This is a genomic window from Pseudomonas sp. AC172 (assembly GCF_979258595.1).
In genome coordinates, this window is record NZ_OZ409868.1 from 6,089,598 (window position 1) to 6,112,768 (window position 23,171).

Below are 23,171 nucleotides of genomic sequence, written 5' to 3' on the forward strand. Positions count from 1 at the left end.
TGTCCAGTTCTATGCAATAGCCAGCACGATGGCCGATGTTTGCGCGAAATATGTGACCGAGTGATGTGATCCGGTCACTTGTGGTGTCTGGACTGACGCCTTCGCGAGCAAGCTCGCTCCCACTGGGTATGCATTCCAACGTAGGAGTGAGCCTGCTCGCGATAGCGGTCTATCAAACGCGAAAGGCTTGTACGGCCGTATGCAATTGCCCGCCCAATACCAGCAGATTCTCACCCTGTTCGCGCCCACGACCGATACGCACCAGATTATCCCCACCCAATTGATGAATCCGCTCGCTGTGATCGCGAATCTCGCTGACCGCGCCACTCTGCTGCGCAGTGACATCGGCAATGCGGATCGCCGTGTCGGAAATGGTCTGGATCGCACCGACAATTTTATCCAGCGCACCGTCCGCCGCTTGCGCCTGATTGGCTGTGGCTTCGGCATGTTCAACCTGTGCGCGCATGCCTTCGACCGATTGCCGCGCCGCCGTTTGCAGGCCAGCGATCAGCGTCTGAATCTCGGCTGTCGCGCCTGCGGTGCGTTGTGCCAGTGAGCGCACTTCCTCGGCCACTACGGCAAAACCACGACCCATTTCCCCGGCGCGTGCCGCTTCAATTGCCGCGTTCAGTGCCAGCAGGTTGGTCTGGTCGGCAATCGAGCGAATCACCGTCAACACGCCGCCGATGGTCGCCGACTCTTCAGCCAGATGCTCGATCATTTGTGCGTTGCCCTGAACCTCACCAACCAGCGCATGCAGTCCGGTCAGGCTCTGGCCGATAACGGTTTGACCATGCTCGACGGCCAGTCCGGCATGACGGCTGGCATCGGCGGCCTGCTGCGCATCGCCTGCCACTTGCTGAATGGTCGCTTCCAGTTCACCGAGAGAGTCGCGGATCAGCGCAGTATCGCCGGCCTGAAGTTCGGCGCCGCTGTGCAGGTCGTTACTGAGTTCGGCAAGGGTACGACTACTGCCCGCGACTTGCTCGGCATTGCCGCGAATCGTCCCGACCAGATCGACCAGGTACGCGCGCAAGCGATTGAGCGAGGCTTCAATGTCGTGCAGTTCACGGTTGGTCTTGCCCAGTTGAATATCGCGGCTGAAATCGCCTTCGGCCCAGGTCGACAATGCCGGAGCGAGATTGGTCAGCGTACTGGCCAGCCGCCGTTGCAAGGTGTCGATTAGCAAACCAATCAGCAGAATCAGGCCGATCATCACGCCTTGCATCAGGCGCACTTCGCCTTGAATTTGCCCGTGCTGGGCGCGTACGACCGGCTCAAGTCCGGCGATGGCCTGCTGTACGGCGGCGATTTTCTGGTGCGTCGCCGTGCTGAGGTCGGCGCGTTTCTGGATCTGCTCACTAGTGCGCGCCAACTCTGCCGGGTAGCGGCTGAGGAGGCTGTTGAGTTCACGTTTGGGGCCGACACCGGCGTCTTCGGCAACAGTTTTCTCAGTGTTTTCGATACCCATCATCGCGGCGAAATCGTCGCTGCCCGATTCGTTGCTGGAGACGACGCCGAGCAAGGGCAGGGCATCAATCGCCTGCGCCTGAGTACGGATATTGCTGACTTCACGCTCAACGTCGGCCGCCAGTTCGCTGCGACCGCTGCTGACCAGTTTGTCCCGTGCCAGCGACAGTTTGCCCAAGTGCTGCGAGGCAACCAGCAGCGGCGTCATATAAGCCGCGTTACCGTTGGCATAAGTGCTGAGTTGCTCAAGGCTGGCGCTCAATTCGCGCTCGGCCTGCAACAGCAAGGCCTGCGGATCTCCGGCCAGTTTGCCGGCCGCGAGCAGGTCGGTTTTGCTGAACTCATCCAGGCCCGACAGGCTCGGGCGCAGCGTTTCAGCCAGCGCCGGCGGCAACTCATCGAGTTCTTTGCGCAGGCTATCGATGGCCTGACTGGCGCTGCTCAGGCGCAGGGCATCACCGCTGCCGAGGTAGTCCTCAACGTTGCGCGCGACCTCGTTCTGAAATTGCTGCGACAGGCCAAGATAACGCTCCATCAACAGGTACGGGCGTTCGAGGGCTTTTTGCGACCACCACAGCGTCGCGCCGAGTGCGAGGCACACGGCGACCAGCAGCAGCGTATTGAGATTGGTGAGCAACTTCAGGCGCATGACGGCTACCAACGGCAGAAATGGTAAGCGCCTGAATTTATTGCGGTTCTGTTACAGGGTTATGACCGATTCAGTGGAATCCGATGAAAAAGTGGCACTTTGCTTTGAGTCGCGCGCAGTCTGCACGCGATTGCGCCCGGCACCCTTGGCGCGGTACAGCGCTTCGTCGGCCTGACTGGCCATCATCAGGCTGTCGCAGTCGTCGTGCATTTCCACCACGCCGGCACTGAAGGTGCACCACAAATCCTGCGGCTGCGCCGGGTAATGAATTTCGGCGAAGCGCTGGCGAATTTCATCGAGCACTTTGTGCGCCGCTTCTATATCGGTGTCGGGCATGACGATGGCGAACTCTTCACCGCCGTAGCGGCCGATGAAGTCGGTTTTGCGTAAACGCTGTTTGAGAAACAACGCCAGGCTTTTGATCACCCGGTCGCCCATTGGGTGGCCGTGGCTGTCGTTGACCCGTTTGAAGTGGTCGATGTCGAGCATGGCAAAGCTCAGCGGCTTGTTCTCGCGGCGGGCGCGGAACGAGCAGTCTTCGAGCAATTGCAGAATATGTGTGTGGTTATACAAACCGGTGAGGCTGTCGCGGACCATGCGCGCTTTCAGGTTGCGCGCACGGGCGGCGCGGTTGCGCACGGTAGTGATCAGGTGGCGCGGCTTGATCGGTTTGGTCAGGAAGTCATCGCCGCCTTCGCTCATGGCGTCGAGCTGCTTGTCCAGATCGTCTTCGGCCGACAGATAGATGATCGGCACACTGACATAGCGGTCGTTGTGGCGAATCACTTTGGCCAGTTCGGTACCGGTGCAGGCCGGCATGTACATGTCGAGGATGATCAGATCCGGCTGGAAGTCCGCCAGTTCGGCCATCGCCTGAATCGGTTCGATCAAGGTGCGCGTGACGATGCCGGCGCTGTTGAGCAGGCGTTCAGTGTGCAAGGCCTGCGCACGCGAGTCGTCGATGATCAACACTTTATAAGGCTCGTACTGGGCGACACAGGTGAGGACTTCGATCTTCTCCAGCAGGCTCGACGCTTCGAGAGTGCCGGTGAGGAATTCCTGGCCACCGGCACGCACGGCGGCGAGACGAGTAGGCGTGTCGGTTTCGTGCAGGCTGAAAAACAGCAGCGGCAGCGGTTCTTCCAGGCCGACTTGGGCTTCGGCGGCGAGTTTCAGGCCGATGCCGGCACCACTGAAATCCACGTCCATGACGATGGCGGCCGGTAAGCGCTCGACCATCGAGGAGCGAAACGCCGAAACACTGTCCAGCGCCTGCGCGCTCAAGCCGAAAAACTCCAGTTGCTTGGCCAGTCGCTCGGCGCGGTCGTGGTCCTGCAGCATCACGTAGATCGGTTTGCGCAGCGGCGGCAGGAAGGTCTGGTCGAGTTGATCGCCATGGCGCAGGCCGGTGCGCGACAAGCGTTGCATCAAGCGATTGAGGTCAGTGATCAGGCCGCTGCTGAGGCGGCCGCGATTGGCGTCCACTGCTTCCAGCGACTGGCTGATGTGGCGCGCGAGCTGAGTGTGTTCCGGCTGTTCGAAGCGCTCGGCAAAACGTAGCAGGCGCAGGTTGGCCTCGCTCAGTTCGGCGAGGTCGACAGTGGACCACTCACTGCGTTGCAGGCGTTGCCATATCTCAAGAATCTGACGTGCCTGATGAATTACCCGCTGGGCAAAGTGGTGCTTGAGACGCTCACGGCTGGGGTCTTCTGGCTCGGTCATATCCTGACTACTAGTTAGGCTGCATGCTGAGATCGACTGGTGGCTCTATGCTAGCACCTCTTTTCCCTTACACGAGTGTCGTACGTCAATAATCTGCAGTGCGTCACCATTCAGTTTATGACCGGGCGGTTTTATTTTTGACCTTGGCGTCGCTCAAGTCCCCTTAAGTCGGGCTTTTCGCCGGAAAACAAGCTGCGCGAGATGAAAGGGTGTTGCGCTTCGATCTGCGCATTGGATGAACTGGCGGAGGGTTTTTACCGCTCTGGCTTCCGTTTGGCTGAGATGCGCGTATCGGGGATTCCCCTAGTGATCGTCGAAGCGTCATTCGCCCACATGATTTGCGGCTTATCGTTACGCGCGGGTGCCCGGCTCTGGCACGTTGTTGTATGGTTGTGGTCGAACCGTTGAACCCAAGATTTGAAAGGATATCGCCATGCTGGACTGGAAAAACCGCGCGGGCAGCGCGCCTGAACGAGCCGCCGAGCCGAAGTCGGCCGCCCGCAGCTATGTGGGCGGGCTGCTGTTCAGCCGTGCGCTGGCCACGCTGATCGGCATTTATCTGTTGGTGACCATTGGCCTGGGCTGGTACTGGAGCCAGGAGCCGGCGCTGTTTCCGGTCGCACAAAATGCCCAGGTGGCGGCCGAGAAAGAAGGCAAGCAGATGGTGATCGGCTACACCACTGTCGAAACCCTGAAGACCGTCGCCGGCACCTTGCTCAACAAGCCGGGCGGCTATATTTCCAACGACCGCTTCCCGCCAGGCCTGTGGATGGACAACACGCCGAGCTGGGAATACGGCGTGCTGGTACAGGTGCGTGACCTGACCCGCGCTCTGCGCAAAGACTTTGCCCGTTCGCAATCGCAGTCGGCGGAAGACGCCGATCTGGCCAAGGCCGAACCGCGCTTCAACTTCGACAACAAGAGCTGGATCCTGCCGTCGAGTGAGTCGGAGTACCAGGAAGGCATCAACTCCCTGAGCCGCTATCAGGCGCGTCTGTCCGATCCGACCCAGAAAAACGCGCTGTTCTATGCCCGCGCCGACAACCTGAATAACTGGCTGGGCGATGTCGGCACCCGTCTCGGCTCGCTGTCGCAACGTCTGTCGGCCAGTGTCGGTCGGGTCAAACTCAACACCGCGCTGAAAACCGAAGTGCCGGCCATCGGCGAAGTGCCGCAGGTTGACGAAGAGGTCGTCGAGACCCCGTGGATGCAGATCGACAACGTGTTCTACGAAGCACGCGGTCAGGCTTGGGCGCTGTCGCACCTGCTGCGCGCCATTGAAGTCGATTTCGCCGATGTGCTGGCGAAGAAAAACGCCACGGTCAGCGTGCGTCAGATCATCCGTGAACTGGAAGCCTCGCAGGAACCGGTCTGGAGTCCTATGATTCTTAACGGGAGCGGCTTCGGCGTGCTGGCCAACCACTCGCTGGTCATGGCCAACTATATTTCCCGTGCCAACGCTGCTGTGATCGATTTGCGTCAACTGCTCAATCAGGGCTGATTCATGAGCCAGAACGCCAAAGAGGCGGCCCATCGCGCCGCCTCCGATGCCGAACAGATCGCCTGGGTCGACGAGCAGGACAACCTGCTCGGCGCTCTGGTGCGCGCCGATCTACGCGAGCGCGGGCTGATCGGTCGTGGCACGTACATCATGTTGTTCAATTCCGCCGGCGACCTTTGTGTACATCGGCGCACGTTGAGCAAGGCGATTTATCCCGGTTACTGGGATGTCGCGGCAGGCGGCATGGTGCAGGCGGACGAGACTTACGCCGAGTCGGCGGCCCGAGAGCTGGAAGAGGAGTTGGGTGTCAGCGGCGTAGAGCTGACGGCCCATGACCATTTCTACTTCGAGGACACCGGCAATCGTCTTTGGTGTTCGGCGTTTTCCGCTGTATGGGACGGTCCGCTCAGACTGCAGCCTGAAGAAGTCCTCGAAGCACGCTTTATTCCGGTCGGGCAGGTCATGCTGGAAATCGAGCAGAAGCCTTATTGTCCGGACTCTCTGGCCGCGTTGAAGCGCTATCTGAAGGCGCAGCAAAGCGACGTCGCAAAGAACACATAAATTGGCGCCGATTGGCACTTAGCAATCGGGATTTTTGCCGTTACACTGCGCGACCTTTTCAAGCTGCACCGTCCTGCTTTTATTGAAGCATCCGGTGCAGTAGCGCTGCCCCTGCCTGAGTGGGGCTTCGCGGTCGCTGACCTTGCCCAAGGTTGCGATCAGTCTTTGTCCTCCGAAGAGGATTGCCGGTGGCCAAAAAAGCCGCATCCTTCGCCGCCTTGGGTGGCCTGGTATTTTCCACCGACGCAGGTCGTCATTGCCCGGAATGCAGCAAGCCGGTGGACGCCTGTATCTGCAAACAAACCGTGATCCCGGCCGGCGATGGCATTGCCCGCGTGCGTCGCGAGAGCAAGGGCCGTGGCGGCAAGACGGTGACCACCATCACTGGCGTGCCACTGGCCGAAGACGCGCTCAAAGAGTTGGCGACAACGTTGAAGAAACGTTGCGGCACCGGCGGGGCGTTGAAAGACGGCATCATCGAAATCCAGGGCGATCATGTCGAGCTACTCTTGGCTGAGCTGATCAAACACGGTTTCAAAGCGAAGAAATCCGGCGGCTAGCAGCCTCTGTGAAATCCATCTACGGCTTGATCCGGCGCTGAAACATTGCAGATCCGGCGTCGTCTCCATGGTTTTCACAGAGCCTGTTCATGACCGGTTTCTAAACTCCACGCAGTCAGTGCGGTCTACCGCCGCGCTGACGAACCGTCATTTTCATACTTTAGACTGCGCCGGCCTGCGATCAGGCGACGCACTATGACTTCTTTATAGGGGACTTCGATGTCCGTACGACGCACACGCAAAGACGATGGCAGCCAATGGACAGTTGCGGACAGCCGCAGTGTTTACGGGATTCGCCATTGGGGGGCCGGGTATTTCGCGATCAATGACGCCGGTCGCGTCGAAGTTCGTCCGAACGGCCCGAGCAGCTCGCCTATCGACCTGTTCGAGCAAGTCGACCAACTGCGCAAAAGCGGTTTGTCCTTGCCGTTGCTGGTTCGTTTTCCCGACATCCTGCAAGACCGTGTCCGTCAGTTGACCGGCGCCTTCGATGCGAACATCGAACGTCTGGAATACCAGAGCAAGTACACCGCGCTGTACCCGATCAAGGTTAACCAGCAAGAAGCGGTGATCGAGAACATCATCGCCACCCAGGACGTTTCCATCGGTCTGGAAGCCGGCTCCAAGCCTGAACTGCTGGCCGTGCTGGCACTGGCGCCGAAGGGCGGCACCATCGTCTGCAATGGTTACAAGGACCGCGAGTTCATCCGTCTGGCGCTGATGGGCCAGAAGCTCGGCCACAATGTGTTCATCGTGATCGAGAAAGAATCCGAAGTTGGCCTGGTGATCGAAGAAGCCGCCTCGCTGAAGGTCAAGCCACAGGTTGGCCTGCGCGTGCGTCTGTCGTCGCTGGCGTCGTCGAAGTGGGCCGACACCGGTGGCGAGAAATCCAAGTTCGGTCTGTCGGCGGCACAACTGCTATCGGTGGTCGAGCGTTTCCGCGCGGCCGGTCTGGATCAGGGCATTCGCCTGTTGCACTTCCACATGGGTTCGCAGATCGCCAACCTGGCCGACTACCAGCACGGCTTCAAGGAAGCGATCCGTTACTACGGAGAGCTGCGCAACCTGGGTCTGCCGGTCGATCACATCGACGTCGGCGGCGGTCTGGGCGTCGACTACGACGGCACGCACTCGCGCAACGCCAGCTCGATCAACTACGACATGGATGATTACGCCGGCGTCGTGGTCGGCATGCTCAAGGAATTCTGCGACGCGCAGGCCTTGCCGCACCCGCACATCTTCTCTGAAAGCGGCCGCTCGCTGACCGCGCACCACGCGATGCTGGTGGTGCAGGTCACCGACGTCGAGAAGCACAACGACGAAATTCCGCAGATCGAAAACAAGGAGTCGTTGCCGGAAACCGTGCAGTGGCTGGTTGACCTGCTCGGCCCGACCGACATCGAAATGGTCACCGAAACCTACTGGCGCGCCACTCACTACATGAGCGATGTGGCTGCGCAGTACGCCGACGGCAAACTGACCCTGGCTGAAAAAGCCCTGGCCGAGCAGTGCTACTTCGCCGTGTGCCGTCGCCTGCACAACTCACTCAAAGCGCGTCAGCGTTCGCACCGTCAGGTGCTCGACGAGCTCAATGACAAGCTGGCCGACAAGTACATCTGCAACTTCTCGGTGTTCCAGAGCCTGCCGGATACCTGGGCGATCGACCAGGTGCTGCCGATCATCCCGCTGCACCGTCTCGACGAAGAGCCGCTGCGTCGTGCGGTGCTGCAGGATCTGACCTGCGACTCCGACGGCAAGATCAACCAGTATGTCGACGAGCAGAGCATCGAAACCAGCCTGCCGGTACACGGTTTGAATGAAGGCGAAGACTACTTGCTGGGCGTGTTCCTCGTTGGCGCCTATCAGGAAATCCTCGGTGACATGCACAACCTGTTCGGTGACACCGACTCGGTGAACATCTACCAGAACGCCGATGGCAGCGTGTACCACGCTGGCATCGAGACCCACGACACCATCGAAGACATGCTGCGTTACGTGCACTTGTCGCCGGAAGAACTGATGACTCACTACCGCGACAAGTGCGCCAGTGCCCGCATCAGTGCCAGCGAGCGCACGCAATTTCTCGATGCCTTGCGTCTGGGCCTGACCCGCTCCTCCTACCTGTCTTCCTGAGGTCAGGTCGCGATCTCGCCGGGTTGTGTGAATTTTTCCTGTAGGTGGTGGAAAATTCGCATGACTCGGTGGGATATCTCCCAATATCTTTGCGAAAGGCTTGGCATTCCCGGCCAGAAAAGTCATCCGGTCTGCTTTTCGCGTAGGTCATTTCCTAAGTTGTACTTCAGCTCTCTACTCGGCCATGGCTCTCGGCGAGAATCCCCGGCCGCCCCTCCTGTAGAGATCCGCCCATGTTCGAACCAGTCAACGAGTCGTCGTTTCGTCTCGATGTAGCGGGCCTGTCCGACCCCTTCGAAGTCCTGGCCTTTACCGGTAGCGAAGCCCTCAGCGAATCTTTTGCGTTCGAGATCGATGTGCTGATCGACGATCCGCACTTGGATCTCGCCGGCCTGCTGTACCGTTCGGCATTCCTGTGTTTCGGGCCGTCGGGGGAGGGTGTGCACGGGCAATTGCAGAGCCTTGTCCAGCATGAGCATGGACAAGGTTTGCGGTTGAGCCGGATCCGTCTGGGGCCGAAACTCGATTGCCTGGCGCTGCGCTTCAGCCAGCGAATCTTCAGTGGCCGTTCGGTGCCGCAGATCATCGAACAGGTGCTCAGGGAGCACGGGATCGTAGGTGCCCAGCGCCGCTTCGAGTTACGCGGGGAGTACGCGCCCCGGACGTTCTGCACTCAATACCGCGAGTCCGATCTGCAACTGCTCCAGCGCTTGTGCGCGCAGGCGCGGATTCACTATTACTTTGAGCACGACCGTGACCGGCACTGTCTGGTTTTTGCCGATGATCCGACGCAGTTGCCCTTGGCCGGTGCCGCGCGGTATCAGCGTGAGGACGATGGGCATAACGCTTCGTGCACCTTGCACCAATGGCAGTTGCAAGAGACCGTGCAGGCCAGCTCATCGAGCCTGCACCAGGCCGAAGGTCAAAGTGAGCTGGCGGCGTTGCGCAGCGGTCATTGGCTGCGATTGGCCGGTCATCCTTTCGCCGAATGCAATCGCCCATGGTTGCTCACACGCATAGAACATCGCGCCGATCCCTCCCTCGAACGCCCCTATGCCAATCGCTTGTACGGGGCGCTGCAGGTGCCGTGTGCATCAGCCACAGCGCCATCGCGCATGCACAGCCTGCAACGGGCCTGGGTGGTGGCAGTGGACGAACCGCAGCCTGATTGCCTGCGACCGGTGGCGGTGCAATTCGATTGGCTCTATCAAGGCGAAGGCGCCGCGCCGAGTCACTGCTGGCTACCGCTCGCGCCGTCCCTGGCGCAAACGCCCATGGCGGCACTGAGCGATGGCGTCGAGGTGGTGGTGAGTTTCTTCGAAGGCGATCCGGATCAGCCGATGATCAGCGGGGTGCTGCACCCGCCATTTGCCGTCACCGACACCGACGATGCCCCGCCACTGCCCGACAGTCTGGTGAGTGAAGGTCTGCAGCAACTACTGGCGTCCGGTGAGCCGTTGCTGCTGTTGTGCCTGATCCCCGGCGGCGGCAGTTTCAGCCACTGTCTGGAGCCAGTGTGCAGTTGTCGACTGGTCACCGCCCTTGAACAGAGCGGCGCAACATGAGTGGCGCGGCGCTTGAGCCCATGGCGCAGTGGCTATTGCTTGATGGCCCGGATGCACCGCAAGCCTTGCGGGTACTGCGCCAGGCCTTTGTCGACGTGCGGTGCTTCAAGCTGTTTGATGGCACCGAGTTTGAGCCGGTCAGCGAGCATGGTCCGCGGTTGATCGAGTTGCGCGATTGCCCGGCGCTAGCAGCGCTGTGTCAGAGCGATCCGAACACATGGCGCGGGCTGTTGCTGGGCAGTGAAGCCACAGCACAACAACTGCTGAGGCACTTGCAGCGCATGCTCACGGTGTCGTTCGGCTTGAGTCATCGGGCCTTGCTCAGCTATTACAACCGGCAGACCGCGAGCTATTTCTTCGACGCCTGTGATGCCTCTGAACTGAGCCGCTGGCTCGGGCCGATCCGTCAGTTGCGCTGGTTCGGCGGCACCTGGGCCGACCGCGCGATTGGCAGTCAGGGCTGGCAACAATTGCGCAACCCCGGGCTTGCCGTCGAACCGCTGAGCATCGAAGAAAGCCTGACCCGGCGCCAGCGCGAACGGCTGCAGACCTGCCTGCTGGAGCAACACATCTGGCGCTGGTGCCAATCGCTGGGAACCGATTACGCGACGATGTCCTCCCATGTTCAACAAGGCCTGGCGTTGGGATTCAGCGATCGTACCGTGCTCGATGGCTGGTTATGGCTACGCTTGCTGCATCCGCGTGCCGTGCTGGTGCCACCGCCGGTGGGTCTGACTCAACAACAGCGGCTTGACCATGTGCGGCGCCAGTGGCACGGCGATCAGTCCTGAAGCGAGGTTCGGCGCGTATGGCAGGTTTATTCCGGCAAGGGTTCGGCGCAATGTTCGGCAGTGTATTGCTGCTGGTGCTGAGCGGTTGTTCGCCGGTCCAGTTGCTCAATGCGCTGACCCCGGACAGCACGTACGACAAAACCGCGGGCATTGCGTATGGCGACGACCCTCGGCAGAAGCTCGATGTGTATGTGCCGCATCAACCGATGCCGGGTGCGCCAGTGGTGGTGTTTTTCTATGGCGGCAGCTGGAACAGCGGTTCGCGCCTCGACTACAGCTTTATCGGTGAGGCGCTGGCGTCGCGGGGGATAGTCACGGTCGTGGCGGATTACCGCTTGTATCCGCAGGTGCGTTATCCACTGTTTTTGCAGGACGGCGCGCGGGCGGTAGCGTGGACCAAAACGCATATTCGCGAGTTTTCCGGCAACCCGCAGCGCTTGTATGTGATGGGGCACAGCTCCGGCGGATATAACGCGGCGATGCTCGCGCTGGATGGCGAATGGCTTGCGGCGGTGGACATGTCGCCCAGAGATTTGCAGGGCTGGATCGGTCTGGCCGGGCCTTATGATTTTCTGCCGATCAAGAACCCTGAGGTGCGCCCGGTGTTCTTCTGGCCGGACTCACCGCCACAATCGCAGCCGATCAATCATGTCAGTCACGGCGCACCACCCGCGCTGCTGATTGCGGCAAGCAAAGATGATCTGGTCAACCCGACCCGCAACACCGGCGGCCTTGCGAGCAAGCTGCGCGCGGCCGGCGTGCCGGTGCAGGACCTGTATTACTCGCGTCCCAGTCACATAACCTTGGTCGCCAGTCTGTCACGACCGTTGCGGCAACTGGCGCCGGTGCTCGATCAGGTGGTCGGGTTTATCGCCCACACTCCATCTCAGTGAACGCCGCCACTGAACCAGCCATCGCTGCGCTTGAGCCACCAGGCTTGCGCACCAAGGGTGAGGCTGCGCAACACCATGAACAGCAGAAAAGTTATCCACAGGCCGTGATTGCCCAGACCTTGCAATGCCCAGGCGAACGGCATTAACAGCGCCACGGTGATCAGCATGCCGTTGCGCATTTCCCGCGCGCGGGTGGCGCCGATGAACAGGCCGTCGAGCAGGTAGCTCCAGACCGCAATCAGCGGCAGCACGGCGAGGTAGGGCAGGTAGGCGAACGCCGTGTCGCGCACGCTCTGGATGTCGGTCTGCATCTCGATGAACAGGTGCCCGGCGAGCAGAAACAGTGTGGCAAAGCCGAGGCTGGCGATCAGTGACCAGCCGCCGGCCACTACCAGCGAACGTCGCAGAGCCAGACGATCACGGGCGCCGATGGCGTGTCCGCACAGGGCCTCGACGGCATGGGCCAGGCCGTCCAGCGCATGTGCGGTCAGCAGCAAGCCATTGAGCAGCAGCGCGTTGGCGGCCACCGTCGAATCGCCCAGCCGCGCGCCTTGCACGGTGATCAGGAAAAACACCGATTGCAATGCCAGGCTGCGAATGAAGATATCGCGGTTGACCGCCAGCAACGGGCGCCAGCTCTGCCAGATCTTCAGCGCCGCCCAGACAATGTGCCCCGGATACGCCCGCAACGCATTGCGAGTCAGTAGCAGGCCGAGCAGGGCGCCGCTCCATTCGGCAATCACCGAGGCCCGCGCCGAACCGACCACGCCCCAGTCCAGGCCGATGACGAACCACAGATTGAGGGCGATGTTGATCAGGTTGGTGGTCAGCAGAATCGCCAGCGGCGCCCGGGCGTTCTGCGTGCCGAGAAACCAACCGACCAGCGCATAACTGGCCAGCGCCGCCGGCAGGCCGAACAGGCGGGTGTGGAAAAAATCCCGGGTGAGCTGATCCAGCTCCGCCGACGGTTGCATGAAGTGCAGTGCAACTCCGCTCAGCGGCACACCCAAAGTGCCAAGCACCAGCGCCAGCCCCATCGCCAACAGCAAACCCTGCAACAGAATCTGCCGCAACGCTGCACCGTCGCTGCGCCCGGCGGCCTGCGCGGCAAATCCGGTGGTGCCCATGCGCAGAAAACCCATGGCCCAGGCGAGAAAGGTGTAAAGGCTGGCACCGACCGCCACCGCACCTAATTGATGGGCGTGGGGCAAATGGCCGATCACGGTGCTGTCGACCAGCGCCACCAGCGGCACAGAAATATTGGAAAGAATCATGGGCGCGGCGAGTGCCCAGACCTTGCGGTGCGTCGGGCGGTCGCGCCAGTCGGCGATCAGAGTGGACATGCGGGCTCCTTGGGGGGCGGCATTGTAGCGGTAGAAGCCACCCTCACCCCAGTACTCTCCCAGAGGGAGAGGGGGCCGATCTCTGGCGTTTTCAAAACCTGAGTTCGACTCGGTATCGCAAGTCGGCGTATTTCTGCAGAACAACCCGGTCAGTCCCCTCGCCCTCCGGGAGAGGGTTAGGGTGAGGGGCTCTTATAAGGCCTAATGAATAATCCAGCTAAGCAACCACAACCCCAGCAGCAACCAGATAATCCCGGCAATGATCGACGCATTCATGAACGCCCGAATCGCCGACCACAACAGCATCAGCCCGACGATCAGCGCGATGATGCTGATGATCGAGGTGTCCATCCCCAGTGTCTTGGCCAACCCGTCGACAAAGTTGCCGCCGGCATTGCTCAGAATGTTGAACAGGCCGCTGAGGCCGTCGACGATAAAGCGGATGACCGAGCCGAGCGCCTGGCCGAGCCATTCGAAAAAGCTTTCTACCTGCATGTGTGCATCCTGATGAAAGAGCTGAGCCTTGGGCCACAACGCGGGTGGCCGAGTTCCCTGCATGATAGAAGGTTTGCATCAATCCTGTGTGGGAGCGAGCCTGCTCGCGAATACGGTGGATCAGATAACTGATGGGGTGAAGGACACACCGCTTTCGCGAGCAGGCTCGCTCCCACAATAGAACATCTGCGCTGCTTGCCTTTGGTGGGTATCCCCCCGAAGCTATACGCCTTCAGGAGAGCCCGATGAACCTTGTTGAACTGACCGAACGCCTGCACGCCATCCGCGACCGCAATGACTGGCGGCAATTTCACAGCCCGAAAAACCTCGCCATGGCCGCCAGTGTCGAGATGTCCGAGCTGGTGGAAATCTTCCAGTGGCTGACTGAAGACCAGTCGCGCCACTTGCCCGCAGACAAACTCGCCCACGCCGGGCAGGAAGTCGGCGATGTCGTGCTGTACCTGTTGCTGCTGTGCAGCGAGTTGGGGCTGGACATGAATGAAGTGGTGCGCGCCAAGCTCGCCGACAGCGAACGGCGGTTCAGCTGATGAGCGACCGGCATTTCGATCAGTTGGCGACGCGTTTCGCCGAAAAAATCTACGGTGGCGCCAAAGGCGCGATCCGCCTGGCGGTGTTGCAGGCTGACCTGGCCGAAGCGCTGCCGGATCGCCCGTTGCGGGTGCTCGACATTGGCGGCGGCCTCGGTCATATGTCGCTGTGGCTGGCCGAGCGCGGCCACGACGTGACCTTCACCGAACCGGCCGCGCCGATGCTCGAAGGCGCGCGCCAGCGTTTCGCTGAAGCCGGGCAAACCGCGACGTTCATTCAGGCACCGTGGCAGGAACTGCTCGGGCAACTCACCGAACCGTACGATCTGGTGATCTGCCACGCGGTGCTTGAATGGCTCGCCGAACCCCACGCGATCCTGCCGGTATTGCATCAACTGACCAAACCCGGAGGCTGGCTGTCGCTGGCGTTCTACAACCGCGACGCGCTGATCTACCGCAACTTGCTCAAGGGCCATTTCAAGAAAATGCGCAAGAACGTCATGGCCGGCGAAAAGCAGAGCCTGACGCCGCAGCAACCCCTCGATCCCCGGGAATTGGCGACGCAACTCGACGGCTTGTGGCAGGTCGAAACCCAGAGCGGGATCCGCGTTTTCCACGACTACATGCCGGTGGAATTTCAGGCTCGCGCCGAACTTGTGGATTTGCTCGAGATGGAGCTCGCACACCGTCGTCACCCAAGCTTCGCCGGGCTTGGGCGTTACTTGCACTGGATCTGTCGGCCGATCTGATCGGAGCGCGAAATGAAAGCTCAATCCGGGTTACTGCTGATGTGTCTGGGGTTGGCTGCTTGCCAGAGCAGCAACCCCTACGTGGCCCAATCGCGGCCCTTGCCGCCGGCGCCGCCACAGGCCGCCACCACTTTCGACCGGAGCGCATACCCGGCGCCGCCGCGTGATTATGGACGCTATCGCAGTTGGGCCTGGCTCAACGGGCAACTGCCGCCAGGCACGGCGTGGGCAGATTCGGCGCAGGTGGCCGAAGCGGTGAGCAATGCGCTGGATCAGCGCGGCCTGCGCCCGTTACATGACCAACGCCCGGCCGACCTGCTGGTCAGCGCCAGTCTGCGTCTGGAAACCCGCTTGCGTCAGGTCCAGGACGACTACGGTTATTACGGCGGCGGATACGGCGGCTATGATCGTTATGGACGCGGTTACGGCATGTACAACACGGTGCCGATCGTGCGCACGTATTCCGAGCAGGTCGTGGTGGTGCAGGTCAATCTGTTTGATGCCGGCACTGGGCAACCTGTGTGGAGCGCCAGTGCCGAAACCGCGAACAAGGGCAGCGAAATCGATCGCACCGATTCGATCCGCGAGGCTGTGGAAAAGGCCATGTCGGCGTATCCTCCCAGTTAGCTTCCTGCCCATCAGAAGCTGCCGCAGGTTCATGTCTTCAACCGGAGAAAAATCATGTTCCGCCGTCTCGCTCTACTGGCCATGGCCGCGTTGCTCAGCGCTTGCGCCGCCAACCAGGTCAATCATGACTTCGATGCCAGCCGCGACTTTGCAGCCTATCGCAGCTGGAGCTGGAAAGACCCCGCCCTGCAATATCGCCCCGATGATCCGCGAATCAAAAGCGACCTGACCGAGCAACGCATCCGCCAGGCCGTCGCCGATCAACTTGACCAGCGCGGTTTGCGTCCAGCTGCGGCGGGCGGCAAGGGTGACTTGAGTGTGCAGACTTACCTGATCGTCGAGGATCGTCAGCAGCAAGTGACGACCAACTACGGCGGCGGCTGGGGCGGCCCGTGGAACGGCTACTGGGGCGCGCCGATGTACAACGAAACGCGCAACATCACCTACAAGGTCGCGACCATCCAGATCGACCTGCTCGACGGCAAGGACGGCAAACTGGTGTGGCGCGGCAGCGATGAGCAGATGCTCGCCAGCAGGCCGAATCCGGAGGATCGCAGCAATGCCATTCGTGAGACGGTCGGGCGGATTCTGGCCAACTATCCACCGCGTTGAATCCGTTAAAAAAGTGGGAGCTGTTGAGCTTCCATTTTTTTGTTCCACCCTGAATTCTAATGTGGGAGCGAGCCTGCTCGCGAAAGCAGGGCGTCATTCAACTGTTATTTATCTGACATGACGCCTTCGCGAGCAGGCTCGCTCCCACAGGGATGATTGTCTGTTCGAAATGGCGCGTTGCCATTAGGCGCGTCTACACTCAGTTACACCAATGGAGCTAGCGGCAAAGGAGTGCGCCATGTCGCCTCGTTCGCGATTCAACGGCCCGGCTCGCCAGCGCGGGGCGATTGGCTTGATGGCGGCGGCCACCCTCAGTCTGGCGGTGGTGATGCTGCTGTTGGTGGTCGACACCGGCCGCCTGTACATGGAACAGCGCAAATTGCAGCGCGTGGTCGACAACGCCGCCCTCGAAGCCGTCAGCCGTGGCGGTAATTGCCTGCCGGGCCTGAGCGCCGCCAGTTATGCCGGGCAAAGCGCCGTGCGCAATGGCTACATCGTTGATGCCAGCAACACCCTCGCCACCACATGCGGCACCTTGGTGACGGCCGCCACCGGCCTGCGCACATTCACGGTGGATGCCATGCAAGCGGCGGCGGTCAAAGTCGTCGCCAGTCGCACCGTGACCACCAGTATTGCCGGCGGCGTGCAGGCCTTGTTCAGCGGCACACCGGTCAGTCTCAATACCACGCTCAATGCCTCGGCGGTGGCTGCCAAACCGCAGCCGACGGTGGCGCAACTGAATATTCGCAGCACCCTGGCCAGCATTGATACGGCCCAGTCGAACATCCTCGACCCGCTGTTTTCCGGGCTGCTCGGCGGCAACGTCAACCTCACGGCGCTGGGCTGGGATGGTCTGCTGAACACCGACATCAACTTGCTTAAATACCTTGATCAACTGGCGATCAATCTCAACGTCGCGGCGGGCAATTACACACAGTTACTCAATACCCAAGCCACCGTCACGCAACTGATTCAGGCTGCGGCGACCGTGGTGCAACTCAATGGTGCGACCGCTCAGGTGATCACTGCGCTGGGCCAATTGCAGGTGGCCGCGATCAATGCCGCGCCGGTCAAACTGGGTGACATCCTGCAATTGCAGACCGGCACTACGTCGGCAGGATTAGACGCCAATCTGCAACTGCTGCAGCTGGTTCAGGGCGTGGTGCAACTGGCCAACAGCAAGAGTGCGGTGGCGGCGACGTTGCCGATCAATGTGCTGGGGCTGGCGAATGTCACGGTGCGGGTGAAAGTGATCGAGCCACCGCAGTTCTCTGCGATTGGCGATCCGGCGCGGGCCAAGGCCAACCCGACCGGGCCGGACCGGATTTATGTGCGTACGGCGCAGATCCGCACGCTGGTTTCAGTGAATCTGCCGGTATTGTCCGGCGTGACGGGGCTGACGAATGCTGTGTTGGGATTGGTCGGCGCACTGACCCCGACGCTTAACGCGCTGCTCAGTCTGAACCTGGCGGCAACACTCAATTCAGTGCTTTGCCTGCTCGGTGCCGGGTGTGAGCAACTGGCCCCGAGGCTGTTGCCTTCGCCGCAAATCGATATCAGCCTTGATGCCGGCGGTGCGAAAAGCTATGTCACCGATTACAGCTGCCCGACGGGTAACACGGGCAGCAAAAGCCTTACGGCACACACCATCACATCCATCGCCGACCTCAAGCTGGGCAAGATCGACCCCACCAACGCTTTTTCTTCAGCAGCCGAGCCTACCGTCGCGCCATTGGCGTTGATCGATTTGGGCATCGAGACTTGTTACGGACTGTTCGGCTGTAATGCCAATTCCCATGTGCAATTCGGTGCGGGCGGCATTGCGATAAAACTCGACACCAGCGTCGCGCAAAACTCACAAGACCTGGTGTTCTCCAGCAGCACACCGTTCGCCACCCCGGCCAACCTCAAACTGCCGCCGAGCATCTTGCCGGCAGCGCCAGCCAACAACATCGTCGGCAGCCTGTCGAACACCCTCGCGGGGATCAATCTGATCGTCTACAAACCGCAGGGCAGCAATCCGTTGGGCTCCGTTGTCACCGGCGTCGCTTCGTTGATCAGCGATGTCACCAGCAAATTGCTGCCGGTGGTGACCAACCTGATCAGCCCGTTGCTCGATCCGCTGCTGAACAACCTGCTCAAAGGTCTGGGTATCAACCTGATGGATGTCGACGTCGGCGCCAACATGACCTGCGGCCAGACCGGTAAGGCCTATCTGGTGATCTAGGCATCAGGGGCAATCGGCAATTCGATGCAGAACCGCGCGCCCTCCACCGAGTTGCGCACGCTCAACCGGCCGCTCATGTTGTCGATGATGCCGTAGCTCACCGACAACCCCAGCCCGGTGCCGACGCCGATCGGTTTGGTGGTGAAAAACGGCTCGAAGATCCGCTCCAGCAAACGAGGGTCGATACCGCCACCGTTGTCCTCGACCCACAGCCGCACGTACTGTTCATCACGTTCGGCATAGATCGAAATCCACGGTTTGAAGGATGAATCCTTCTCGCGTTTGCCCAGCAACGCATCGCGCGCGTTGACCATCAGGTTGATCAGCACCTGCTCAATCTGATCAACGTAGCCACGCACCTGAACCTCAAACCCGGTCTCACTGATGCGCAAGTCCACGCCTTTGCCGCGCATGCCTTCGGCCAGCAGCGACAGGGTGCCTTCGATGGCCGAGGCCGGGTTGAACAATTGCTGCTCGATCTCCGAACGCCGGCCGAATACGCGCATGTGGTCGACGACTTTCGCCGCGCGCTGCACCTGTGCATCGATGCGATTGAGCTTGTCGGTGAGGTAGTCAATCTGCACATCGCCGTTGCCCAGACGCTTGAGCACGTTGACGATGGCCATGCGCATCACGTTCAGCGGCTGATTGATTTCATGGGCGAGGCCGGTGGCCATTTCGCCAAGGGTGGCCATTTTCGCGCTTTGTGTGAGCTGTTGCTGCGAGCGGCGCACCTCGGTGTTGTCGCGGCCCACCGCTTGCACTTCGATCAATTGACCGTGTTCATCAAACACGCCGCGATCGGACCAGACCCACCAGGCGTGTTCGCGGCCGGGCAGTTGCAGGCTGATTTCTGCGGTACTTACCGGGTGCTCCGCCGTCAGTGATCCGAGACGCTGGACGAATGCGGCGCGTTGTTCCTCGGACATCCAACTGCCCAGATCGACCCCCGGCAGTTCCTCCGGCGTGCATTCCAGATACGTCGCCAGCGGCCGATTGCCGAATGTCAGAATCAGGTCTGGACGATAACGACAGATCATCGCCGGTGAGTCCTCCACCAGAATCCGGTAGCGCTCTTCACTCTTTTTCACCTGCTCGGCCGCCAGGGTCGCTTCGGTGACGTCCAGCCACAAACCGACGGCTTCTACCGGCAGACCGAGGTCATTGCGCAGCAGTTTGGCTTCATCAAGCAGCCAGTGATATTCACCATGCCGGTCGCGCAGCCGATAACGCGCGCGCACTGAACCCTCGCGCAACAGCTGGCGGCTGCGGGCGAAATACAGGTCACGATCGTCAGGGTGGATCATGTCGATCAGTGCACTGTTGCCACAGTCCTCAAGACTCCAGCCCAGCAGCGGTTGCAGGCTGGCACTGAAGAACGCCGGGATCAGCGCGCCTTCGTGATACCGCTGGACGTAAATCACCGCCGGTGAACTGGCGATCAGGTTGTCGAGCCGCGCATGTGCGGCGGCGGCCCGTTGTTGCTGGTTCTGGATGTCGCTGATATCGAGCATGAAGCCGACCAGCCGCCGCTGCTCAGCGTTGCCAATCACTTGGCCCTGCACGCGATACCACGTGGGCGCCTGCGCGGGATCGCCACCGTGCAGGCGTACCGAGAGCGTCAGGGCCTCACCGTGTTGCTGCAAGGCCTGCAGACGGCTGCGCAGCTCTTCGCGGTCGGCGGGATGGATTTGCGCCAGCCAGTTTTCCAGCGGTAATCCGCCAGGGTTCACGCTCAGGGCCGCCGCCAACGCAGGCGCCAGTTGAATGTGCTTGTCACCGGCAAGGATCTCCCACCAACCGGTGCCCAGCAGGGTTTGCAGCGACTCGATACGTTCCAGTTGCAGGTGATGTTGCTGTTCGCGCAGGCGCCCCAGCAATGGTCCGGCCAGTGCGCCGACCAGCGTCATCCAGTCGCGCTCGGTCAGGTACGGCGCGGCGCTGTCCACGGGATAAAACCCGAACAGCAGCCAGGCCACCACACCGCGTTCATCGCTGTACGGCACCGCGAAACCTTCGGCACTGCCGAACAAAGCCTGCACCCGCGAATGTTCATCGAGGCCATGGTGTGCGCCGATGCGTTGCGGCACGGCGCCGTTGAGGCTGTCCAGCGGCGTGCCCAGGCGCTGGCCGTCATGCCACAGGATCGGTGCATCGTGGGCGCGATACTGCTGATAAATCTGCCACCCTTGTTCCTCATCATCCAGCAGGGCCAGCGCCAGACAAGGGATGTGCCAGCGCTGGGCAATCACTTGCAATTGCTCGCTGGCGATCACCGGCAAACGCATCTGGCTGCACGCGCGTAACTGTTCGCTGATTTGCCCGGCAATCAATTGGCAGGCATCACGCTGGCGCGATTGTTGGCGTTCCAACAACAAGTCGGCGATGTCGATCAGCTGCATCAGCCAGCCCTCGCCCTGCGGCTGCACCCAGCCGCGCAGGTGCACGGTTTGCTCGCCCAGACCGAAGAAGTCGAGGTCCAGCAAGAGCCCCTGCCACTCCCTCGGGCGACCTTCGATGGTCAACATGCTGTGGGGCAGCAGATAGGTGCTGAGTGGCAAGGGTTGATCTTGAGGTTTGAACGGCGCCAGCAGATGCCGCAGCGGCCCGGCCATTTGCAGCACGCCACCGTCATCGTTCAGGTACAGGTGCAAGCCTGTCGCGGGGGAGCCGAGTGGGTCGGGCAATTCGTGGGTGGCGGGCGGTGTGCGTTTGAGCAGGCGCCCGAACAGTTTGTCCCCCGACGTCAAAATTGCAGACTCGACGAGGCGGTCAGGTAAGGGGGCAGATTGGGCACCGTGCCGATACCCGGCAGCACCAGAAACGGCATGACCTGATTGAGTTTGCTGACTGGGTAATTCACTTGCACCGTCAGCAGGCCGGAGGCGCTGTACTGGACACTGGTGTCAACGCCGACCACCAGATTGAATATCGGCCGGATCCAGGACAATTGCTGGGTCAGCGTGGCATTCGCGGTGTTGATCACCACCGTTGAGTAGTTGGGCGTGTTGGGATCGACCGCGACACTGCGGCGAACCGCCTCGGACGTGGCCTGGTTGAACGATTGCATCATCACCAAGGGCAGGCTGTAACTGACCAGGCCGTAAAACACGGCGAAAAAAATGATGAACACCAAGGCGAACTCGATCGCCACCGCACCTTTTTGCGACTTCCGAAAGCCGGTTTTCATGAGTGCGTCTACCCTGACTGTCACTGCGTAGTATCAGCATAGAATCATTCCGCAAAAATGGACGGTTTTTACCCGATGTACAGTTTTGTCCTCTTGATCTGGCTGGGGCTGTGCGCGGCGCAAGACGCCCGCCAGCGGCGCATTGCCAATGGATTGACCCTCGGTGTAGCGGCGTTGGCGTTGATCTATCTGCTGTGGACTGGCAGCACCTGGCTGGGCGCTGACGCAGGGCAGGGCGGTTGGGCCTGCCTGATCGCACTGGTGCTGACCCTGCCGGGGTTTTTCATGGGCCGGATGGGGGCCGGCGATGTGAAATTAATGACAGCTCTTGGCCTTGCGACGGACGGTCTGTTCATTCTGGGCGTGTTTATTGGTGCGGGGGTCGCCAGCCTGATCTGGCTGCTGCTGGCGCCAAGAGTCTGGCTCCATATGAGTCAAGGGCTTAGAGAACGCCTGCGATATCTGGCCCCTGACCTGTCAAAAAAGCTGCCATTTGCGCCGTTCGTGCTGATCGGGTCGGTGCTCGCGCTGCTTTGGATCCATTAGTCGCCAAGCGCCATTAGTTCTATGTACATAGTCGGAAAGTGCGTCTACTTTCAAAGGAACTGGTTATACAGCCAAAGGCTGGCAGTACAGGAATGGTCAGCTTTGGCCTGGGACATGGAGTAGCACGTGAACAAGCTTACGTCTGCGGTAAAAGTCCTCGTGGTCGACGATCAGCCATTGATTGTGGAGGAGCTGTGCGAGTTTCTTGAAAGTAACGGGTATCGCTGTGTGCCCTGCGAATCCAGTCTGCAGGCGATTGAGCGTTTCAGTGAGGACGCGGAAATCGGTCTGGTGCTGAGTGATCTGCACATGCCGGACATGGATGGCATTCAGTTGATTCAGGCGTTGCAGCGGCTGTCCGGCAAGCATCGGGCGTTCGAGGCGATCATGCTCACTGGGCGTGCCGACAAGCAGGATGTGATCAAGGCGTTGCGTGCCGGGATTGCCGATTATTATCAGAAACCGATTGATATGGACGAGTTGCTCGAAGGGGTGCGGCGACAGGAGGTGGCGTTGCAGGAGCGGCAGAAGAATCTGCAACTGGGGCATTTGAATCAGAAGTTGCAGTATTTGTCTGAATCGATCGATGACCTTTATCAGGATCTGGACAAGGTGCGGCGCAGTCCGTCGGCGGTGGTTCGCGATGTGTTGGGTGGTGAGCCTGTCGAGGCCGAGGCGCAGGAGATGCCGGCGATTTTCAATCAGTTGTCGCCGCGGCAATTGGATGTGGCGCGGTTGGTGGGCAAGGGGCAGACCAATTATCAGATTGCCTGTGAGTTGGGGATTACCGAGAACACTGTGAAGCTTTATGTTTCGCAGGTGTTGCGGTTGACGCATATGCATAATCGGACGCAGTTGGCTTTGGCTCTGTCGCCGAGTGCTTCTGCTTCTCGGCAGCGGGTTACGGCGCATTGACTTGGCGGCCTGTGGGCCGACCATGTTGTGGGTGGTTTGGGTGAATATCCGTTTTTGCGGGTGTTGCCGCTGGC

At 60.7% G+C, this 23,171-nt stretch carries 20 protein-coding genes; 14 read left to right on the top strand and 6 right to left on the bottom strand.

Features of this window, described 5'->3' with window-relative positions; translation table 11 throughout:
* Positions 1-172: 172 nt before the first annotated feature.
* Complete coding sequence (locus tag ACZ0A4_RS27390) at positions 173-2,119, bottom strand: methyl-accepting chemotaxis protein (RefSeq protein ID WP_463577061.1); 1,947 nt, start codon at positions 2,117-2,119, stop codon at positions 173-175.
* A gap of 51 nt (positions 2,120-2,170) precedes the next feature.
* A complete protein-coding gene (gene gcbA / locus ACZ0A4_RS27395; RefSeq protein ID WP_463577063.1) occupies positions 2,171-3,841 on the bottom strand; it encodes a diguanylate cyclase GcbA in 1,671 nt (556 codons plus the stop codon).
* A 433-nt stretch (positions 3,842-4,274) separates the two neighbouring features.
* Here gcbA and ACZ0A4_RS27400 point away from each other — a divergent pair, with 433 nt between their 5' ends.
* The 7 genes from ACZ0A4_RS27400 (at position 4,275) to ACZ0A4_RS27430 (ending at position 11,845) form a co-directional block, all read left to right on the top strand.
* Positions 4,275-5,342: a DUF2333 family protein gene (locus tag ACZ0A4_RS27400; protein ID WP_141125796.1), complete on the top strand. Its 1,068-nt coding sequence runs from the start codon at positions 4,275-4,277 to the stop codon at positions 5,340-5,342.
* Between the two features lie 3 nt (positions 5,343-5,345).
* Positions 5,346-5,903: an NUDIX hydrolase gene (locus tag ACZ0A4_RS27405; protein ID WP_463577065.1), complete on the top strand. Its 558-nt coding sequence runs from the start codon at positions 5,346-5,348 to the stop codon at positions 5,901-5,903.
* A gap of 188 nt (positions 5,904-6,091) precedes the next feature.
* A complete protein-coding gene (locus tag ACZ0A4_RS27410; RefSeq protein ID WP_007914613.1) occupies positions 6,092-6,463 on the top strand; it encodes a translation initiation factor Sui1 in 372 nt (123 codons plus the stop codon).
* Positions 6,464-6,682: 219 nt separating this feature from the next.
* Positions 6,683-8,596 (top strand): arginine decarboxylase, encoded by a 1,914-nt coding sequence (gene speA / locus ACZ0A4_RS27415; RefSeq protein WP_034151560.1) that lies wholly within the window; start codon positions 6,683-6,685, stop codon positions 8,594-8,596.
* 233 nt (positions 8,597-8,829) lie between these two features.
* Entirely contained in the window at positions 8,830-10,161 is a 1,332-nt protein-coding gene (locus ACZ0A4_RS27420; RefSeq protein ID WP_463577066.1) for a type VI secretion system Vgr family protein, read from the top strand.
* Entirely contained in the window at positions 10,158-10,952 is a 795-nt protein-coding gene (locus tag ACZ0A4_RS27425; RefSeq protein WP_463577067.1) for a DUF4123 domain-containing protein, read from the top strand. Before ACZ0A4_RS27420 ends, ACZ0A4_RS27425 begins: the two co-directional genes overlap by 4 nt.
* A gap of 17 nt (positions 10,953-10,969) precedes the next feature.
* A complete protein-coding gene (locus tag ACZ0A4_RS27430) occupies positions 10,970-11,845 on the top strand; it encodes an alpha/beta hydrolase (protein WP_463577069.1) in 876 nt (291 codons plus the stop codon).
* Here the strand turns inward: ACZ0A4_RS27430 and ACZ0A4_RS27435 are convergent.
* Positions 11,839-13,188 (bottom strand): MATE family efflux transporter, encoded by a 1,350-nt coding sequence (locus ACZ0A4_RS27435; protein ID WP_463577070.1) that lies wholly within the window; start codon positions 13,186-13,188, stop codon positions 11,839-11,841. The two genes, ACZ0A4_RS27430 and ACZ0A4_RS27435, sit on opposite strands and share 7 nt — an antisense overlap.
* 201 nt (positions 13,189-13,389) lie before the next feature.
* The gene (locus ACZ0A4_RS27440) at positions 13,390-13,683 is read right to left on the bottom strand and encodes a hypothetical protein (RefSeq protein ID WP_007914623.1); all 294 of its coding nucleotides are present in this window, start codon (positions 13,681-13,683) and stop codon (positions 13,390-13,392) included.
* A 245-nt stretch (positions 13,684-13,928) separates the two neighbouring features.
* On the opposite strand from ACZ0A4_RS27440, the gene ACZ0A4_RS27445 reads away from it, so the two are divergent.
* The 5 genes from ACZ0A4_RS27445 to ACZ0A4_RS27465 all read left to right on the top strand — a co-directional run bounded on the left by ACZ0A4_RS27445 (position 13,929) and on the right by ACZ0A4_RS27465 (position 18,446).
* A complete protein-coding gene (locus ACZ0A4_RS27445; protein ID WP_463577072.1) occupies positions 13,929-14,231 on the top strand; it encodes a MazG-like family protein in 303 nt (100 codons plus the stop codon).
* Positions 14,231-14,980, top strand: a complete 750-nt coding sequence (locus tag ACZ0A4_RS27450; protein WP_064117277.1) for a methyltransferase — start codon at positions 14,231-14,233, stop codon at positions 14,978-14,980. The genes ACZ0A4_RS27445 and ACZ0A4_RS27450 overlap by 1 nt, the downstream gene beginning before the upstream one ends.
* A 12-nt stretch (positions 14,981-14,992) precedes the next feature.
* Entirely contained in the window at positions 14,993-15,607 is a 615-nt protein-coding gene (locus tag ACZ0A4_RS27455; RefSeq protein WP_141125803.1) for a DUF4136 domain-containing protein, read from the top strand.
* 54 nt (positions 15,608-15,661) lie between these two features.
* Positions 15,662-16,219 carry a DUF4136 domain-containing protein gene (locus tag ACZ0A4_RS27460; RefSeq protein ID WP_463577074.1) on the top strand — a complete coding sequence of 186 codons (558 nt, stop codon included), beginning with the start codon at positions 15,662-15,664 and terminating at the stop codon, positions 16,217-16,219.
* Between the two features lie 238 nt (positions 16,220-16,457).
* Complete coding sequence (locus ACZ0A4_RS27465) at positions 16,458-18,446, top strand: pilus assembly protein TadG-related protein (RefSeq protein WP_463577076.1); 1,989 nt, start codon at positions 16,458-16,460, stop codon at positions 18,444-18,446.
* Here the strand turns inward: ACZ0A4_RS27465 and ACZ0A4_RS27470 are convergent.
* Together ACZ0A4_RS27470 and ACZ0A4_RS27475 are read right to left on the bottom strand one after the other, a co-directional pair.
* A complete protein-coding gene (locus ACZ0A4_RS27470) occupies positions 18,443-21,196 on the bottom strand; it encodes a PAS domain-containing sensor histidine kinase (protein ID WP_463577078.1) in 2,754 nt (917 codons plus the stop codon). The two genes, ACZ0A4_RS27465 and ACZ0A4_RS27470, sit on opposite strands and share 4 nt — an antisense overlap.
* On the bottom strand, positions 21,193-21,636 hold the full coding sequence (locus ACZ0A4_RS27475) for a TadE/TadG family type IV pilus assembly protein (RefSeq protein ID WP_463577079.1): 444 nt from the start codon (positions 21,634-21,636) through the stop codon (positions 21,193-21,195). The genes ACZ0A4_RS27470 and ACZ0A4_RS27475 overlap by 4 nt, the downstream gene beginning before the upstream one ends.
* A gap of 75 nt (positions 21,637-21,711) precedes the next feature.
* On the opposite strand from ACZ0A4_RS27475, the gene ACZ0A4_RS27480 reads away from it, so the two are divergent.
* A complete protein-coding gene (locus ACZ0A4_RS27480; protein ID WP_463577080.1) occupies positions 21,712-22,182 on the top strand; it encodes an A24 family peptidase in 471 nt (156 codons plus the stop codon).
* A 126-nt stretch (positions 22,183-22,308) separates the two neighbouring features.
* Complete coding sequence (locus tag ACZ0A4_RS27485; RefSeq protein WP_463577082.1) at positions 22,309-23,097, top strand: response regulator transcription factor; 789 nt, start codon at positions 22,309-22,311, stop codon at positions 23,095-23,097.
* Positions 23,098-23,171 lie beyond the last annotated feature (74 nt).

What these genes read in the sequence shown, in the direction of transcription:
- ACZ0A4_RS27400 (WP_141125796.1), top strand. Translation starts at nt 4,275, where the DNA reads ATGCTGGACTGGAAAAACCGCGCGGGCAGCGCGCCTGAACGAGCCGCC.
- ACZ0A4_RS27425 (WP_463577067.1), top strand. Translation starts at nt 10,158, where the DNA reads ATGAGTGGCGCGGCGCTTGAGCCCATGGCGCAGTGGCTATTGCTTGAT.
- gcbA (WP_463577063.1), bottom strand. Translation starts at nt 3,841, where the DNA reads ATGACCGAGCCAGAAGACCCCAGCCGTGAGCGTCTCAAGCACCACTTT.
- ACZ0A4_RS27445 (WP_463577072.1), top strand. Translation starts at nt 13,929, where the DNA reads ATGAACCTTGTTGAACTGACCGAACGCCTGCACGCCATCCGCGACCGC.
- ACZ0A4_RS27450 (WP_064117277.1), top strand. Translation starts at nt 14,231, where the DNA reads ATGAGCGACCGGCATTTCGATCAGTTGGCGACGCGTTTCGCCGAAAAA.
- speA (WP_034151560.1), top strand. Translation starts at nt 6,683, where the DNA reads ATGTCCGTACGACGCACACGCAAAGACGATGGCAGCCAATGGACAGTT.
- ACZ0A4_RS27465 (WP_463577076.1), top strand. Translation starts at nt 16,458, where the DNA reads ATGTCGCCTCGTTCGCGATTCAACGGCCCGGCTCGCCAGCGCGGGGCG.
- ACZ0A4_RS27440 (WP_007914623.1), bottom strand. Translation starts at nt 13,683, where the DNA reads ATGCAGGTAGAAAGCTTTTTCGAATGGCTCGGCCAGGCGCTCGGCTCG.
- ACZ0A4_RS27455 (WP_141125803.1), top strand. Translation starts at nt 14,993, where the DNA reads ATGAAAGCTCAATCCGGGTTACTGCTGATGTGTCTGGGGTTGGCTGCT.
- ACZ0A4_RS27480 (WP_463577080.1), top strand. Translation starts at nt 21,712, where the DNA reads ATGTACAGTTTTGTCCTCTTGATCTGGCTGGGGCTGTGCGCGGCGCAA.
- ACZ0A4_RS27460 (WP_463577074.1), top strand. Translation starts at nt 15,662, where the DNA reads ATGTTCCGCCGTCTCGCTCTACTGGCCATGGCCGCGTTGCTCAGCGCT.
- ACZ0A4_RS27390 (WP_463577061.1), bottom strand. Translation starts at nt 2,119, where the DNA reads ATGCGCCTGAAGTTGCTCACCAATCTCAATACGCTGCTGCTGGTCGCC.
- ACZ0A4_RS27430 (WP_463577069.1), top strand. Translation starts at nt 10,970, where the DNA reads ATGGCAGGTTTATTCCGGCAAGGGTTCGGCGCAATGTTCGGCAGTGTA.
- ACZ0A4_RS27420 (WP_463577066.1), top strand. Translation starts at nt 8,830, where the DNA reads ATGTTCGAACCAGTCAACGAGTCGTCGTTTCGTCTCGATGTAGCGGGC.
- ACZ0A4_RS27435 (WP_463577070.1), bottom strand. Translation starts at nt 13,188, where the DNA reads ATGTCCACTCTGATCGCCGACTGGCGCGACCGCCCGACGCACCGCAAG.
- ACZ0A4_RS27475 (WP_463577079.1), bottom strand. Translation starts at nt 21,636, where the DNA reads ATGAAAACCGGCTTTCGGAAGTCGCAAAAAGGTGCGGTGGCGATCGAG.
- ACZ0A4_RS27405 (WP_463577065.1), top strand. Translation starts at nt 5,346, where the DNA reads ATGAGCCAGAACGCCAAAGAGGCGGCCCATCGCGCCGCCTCCGATGCC.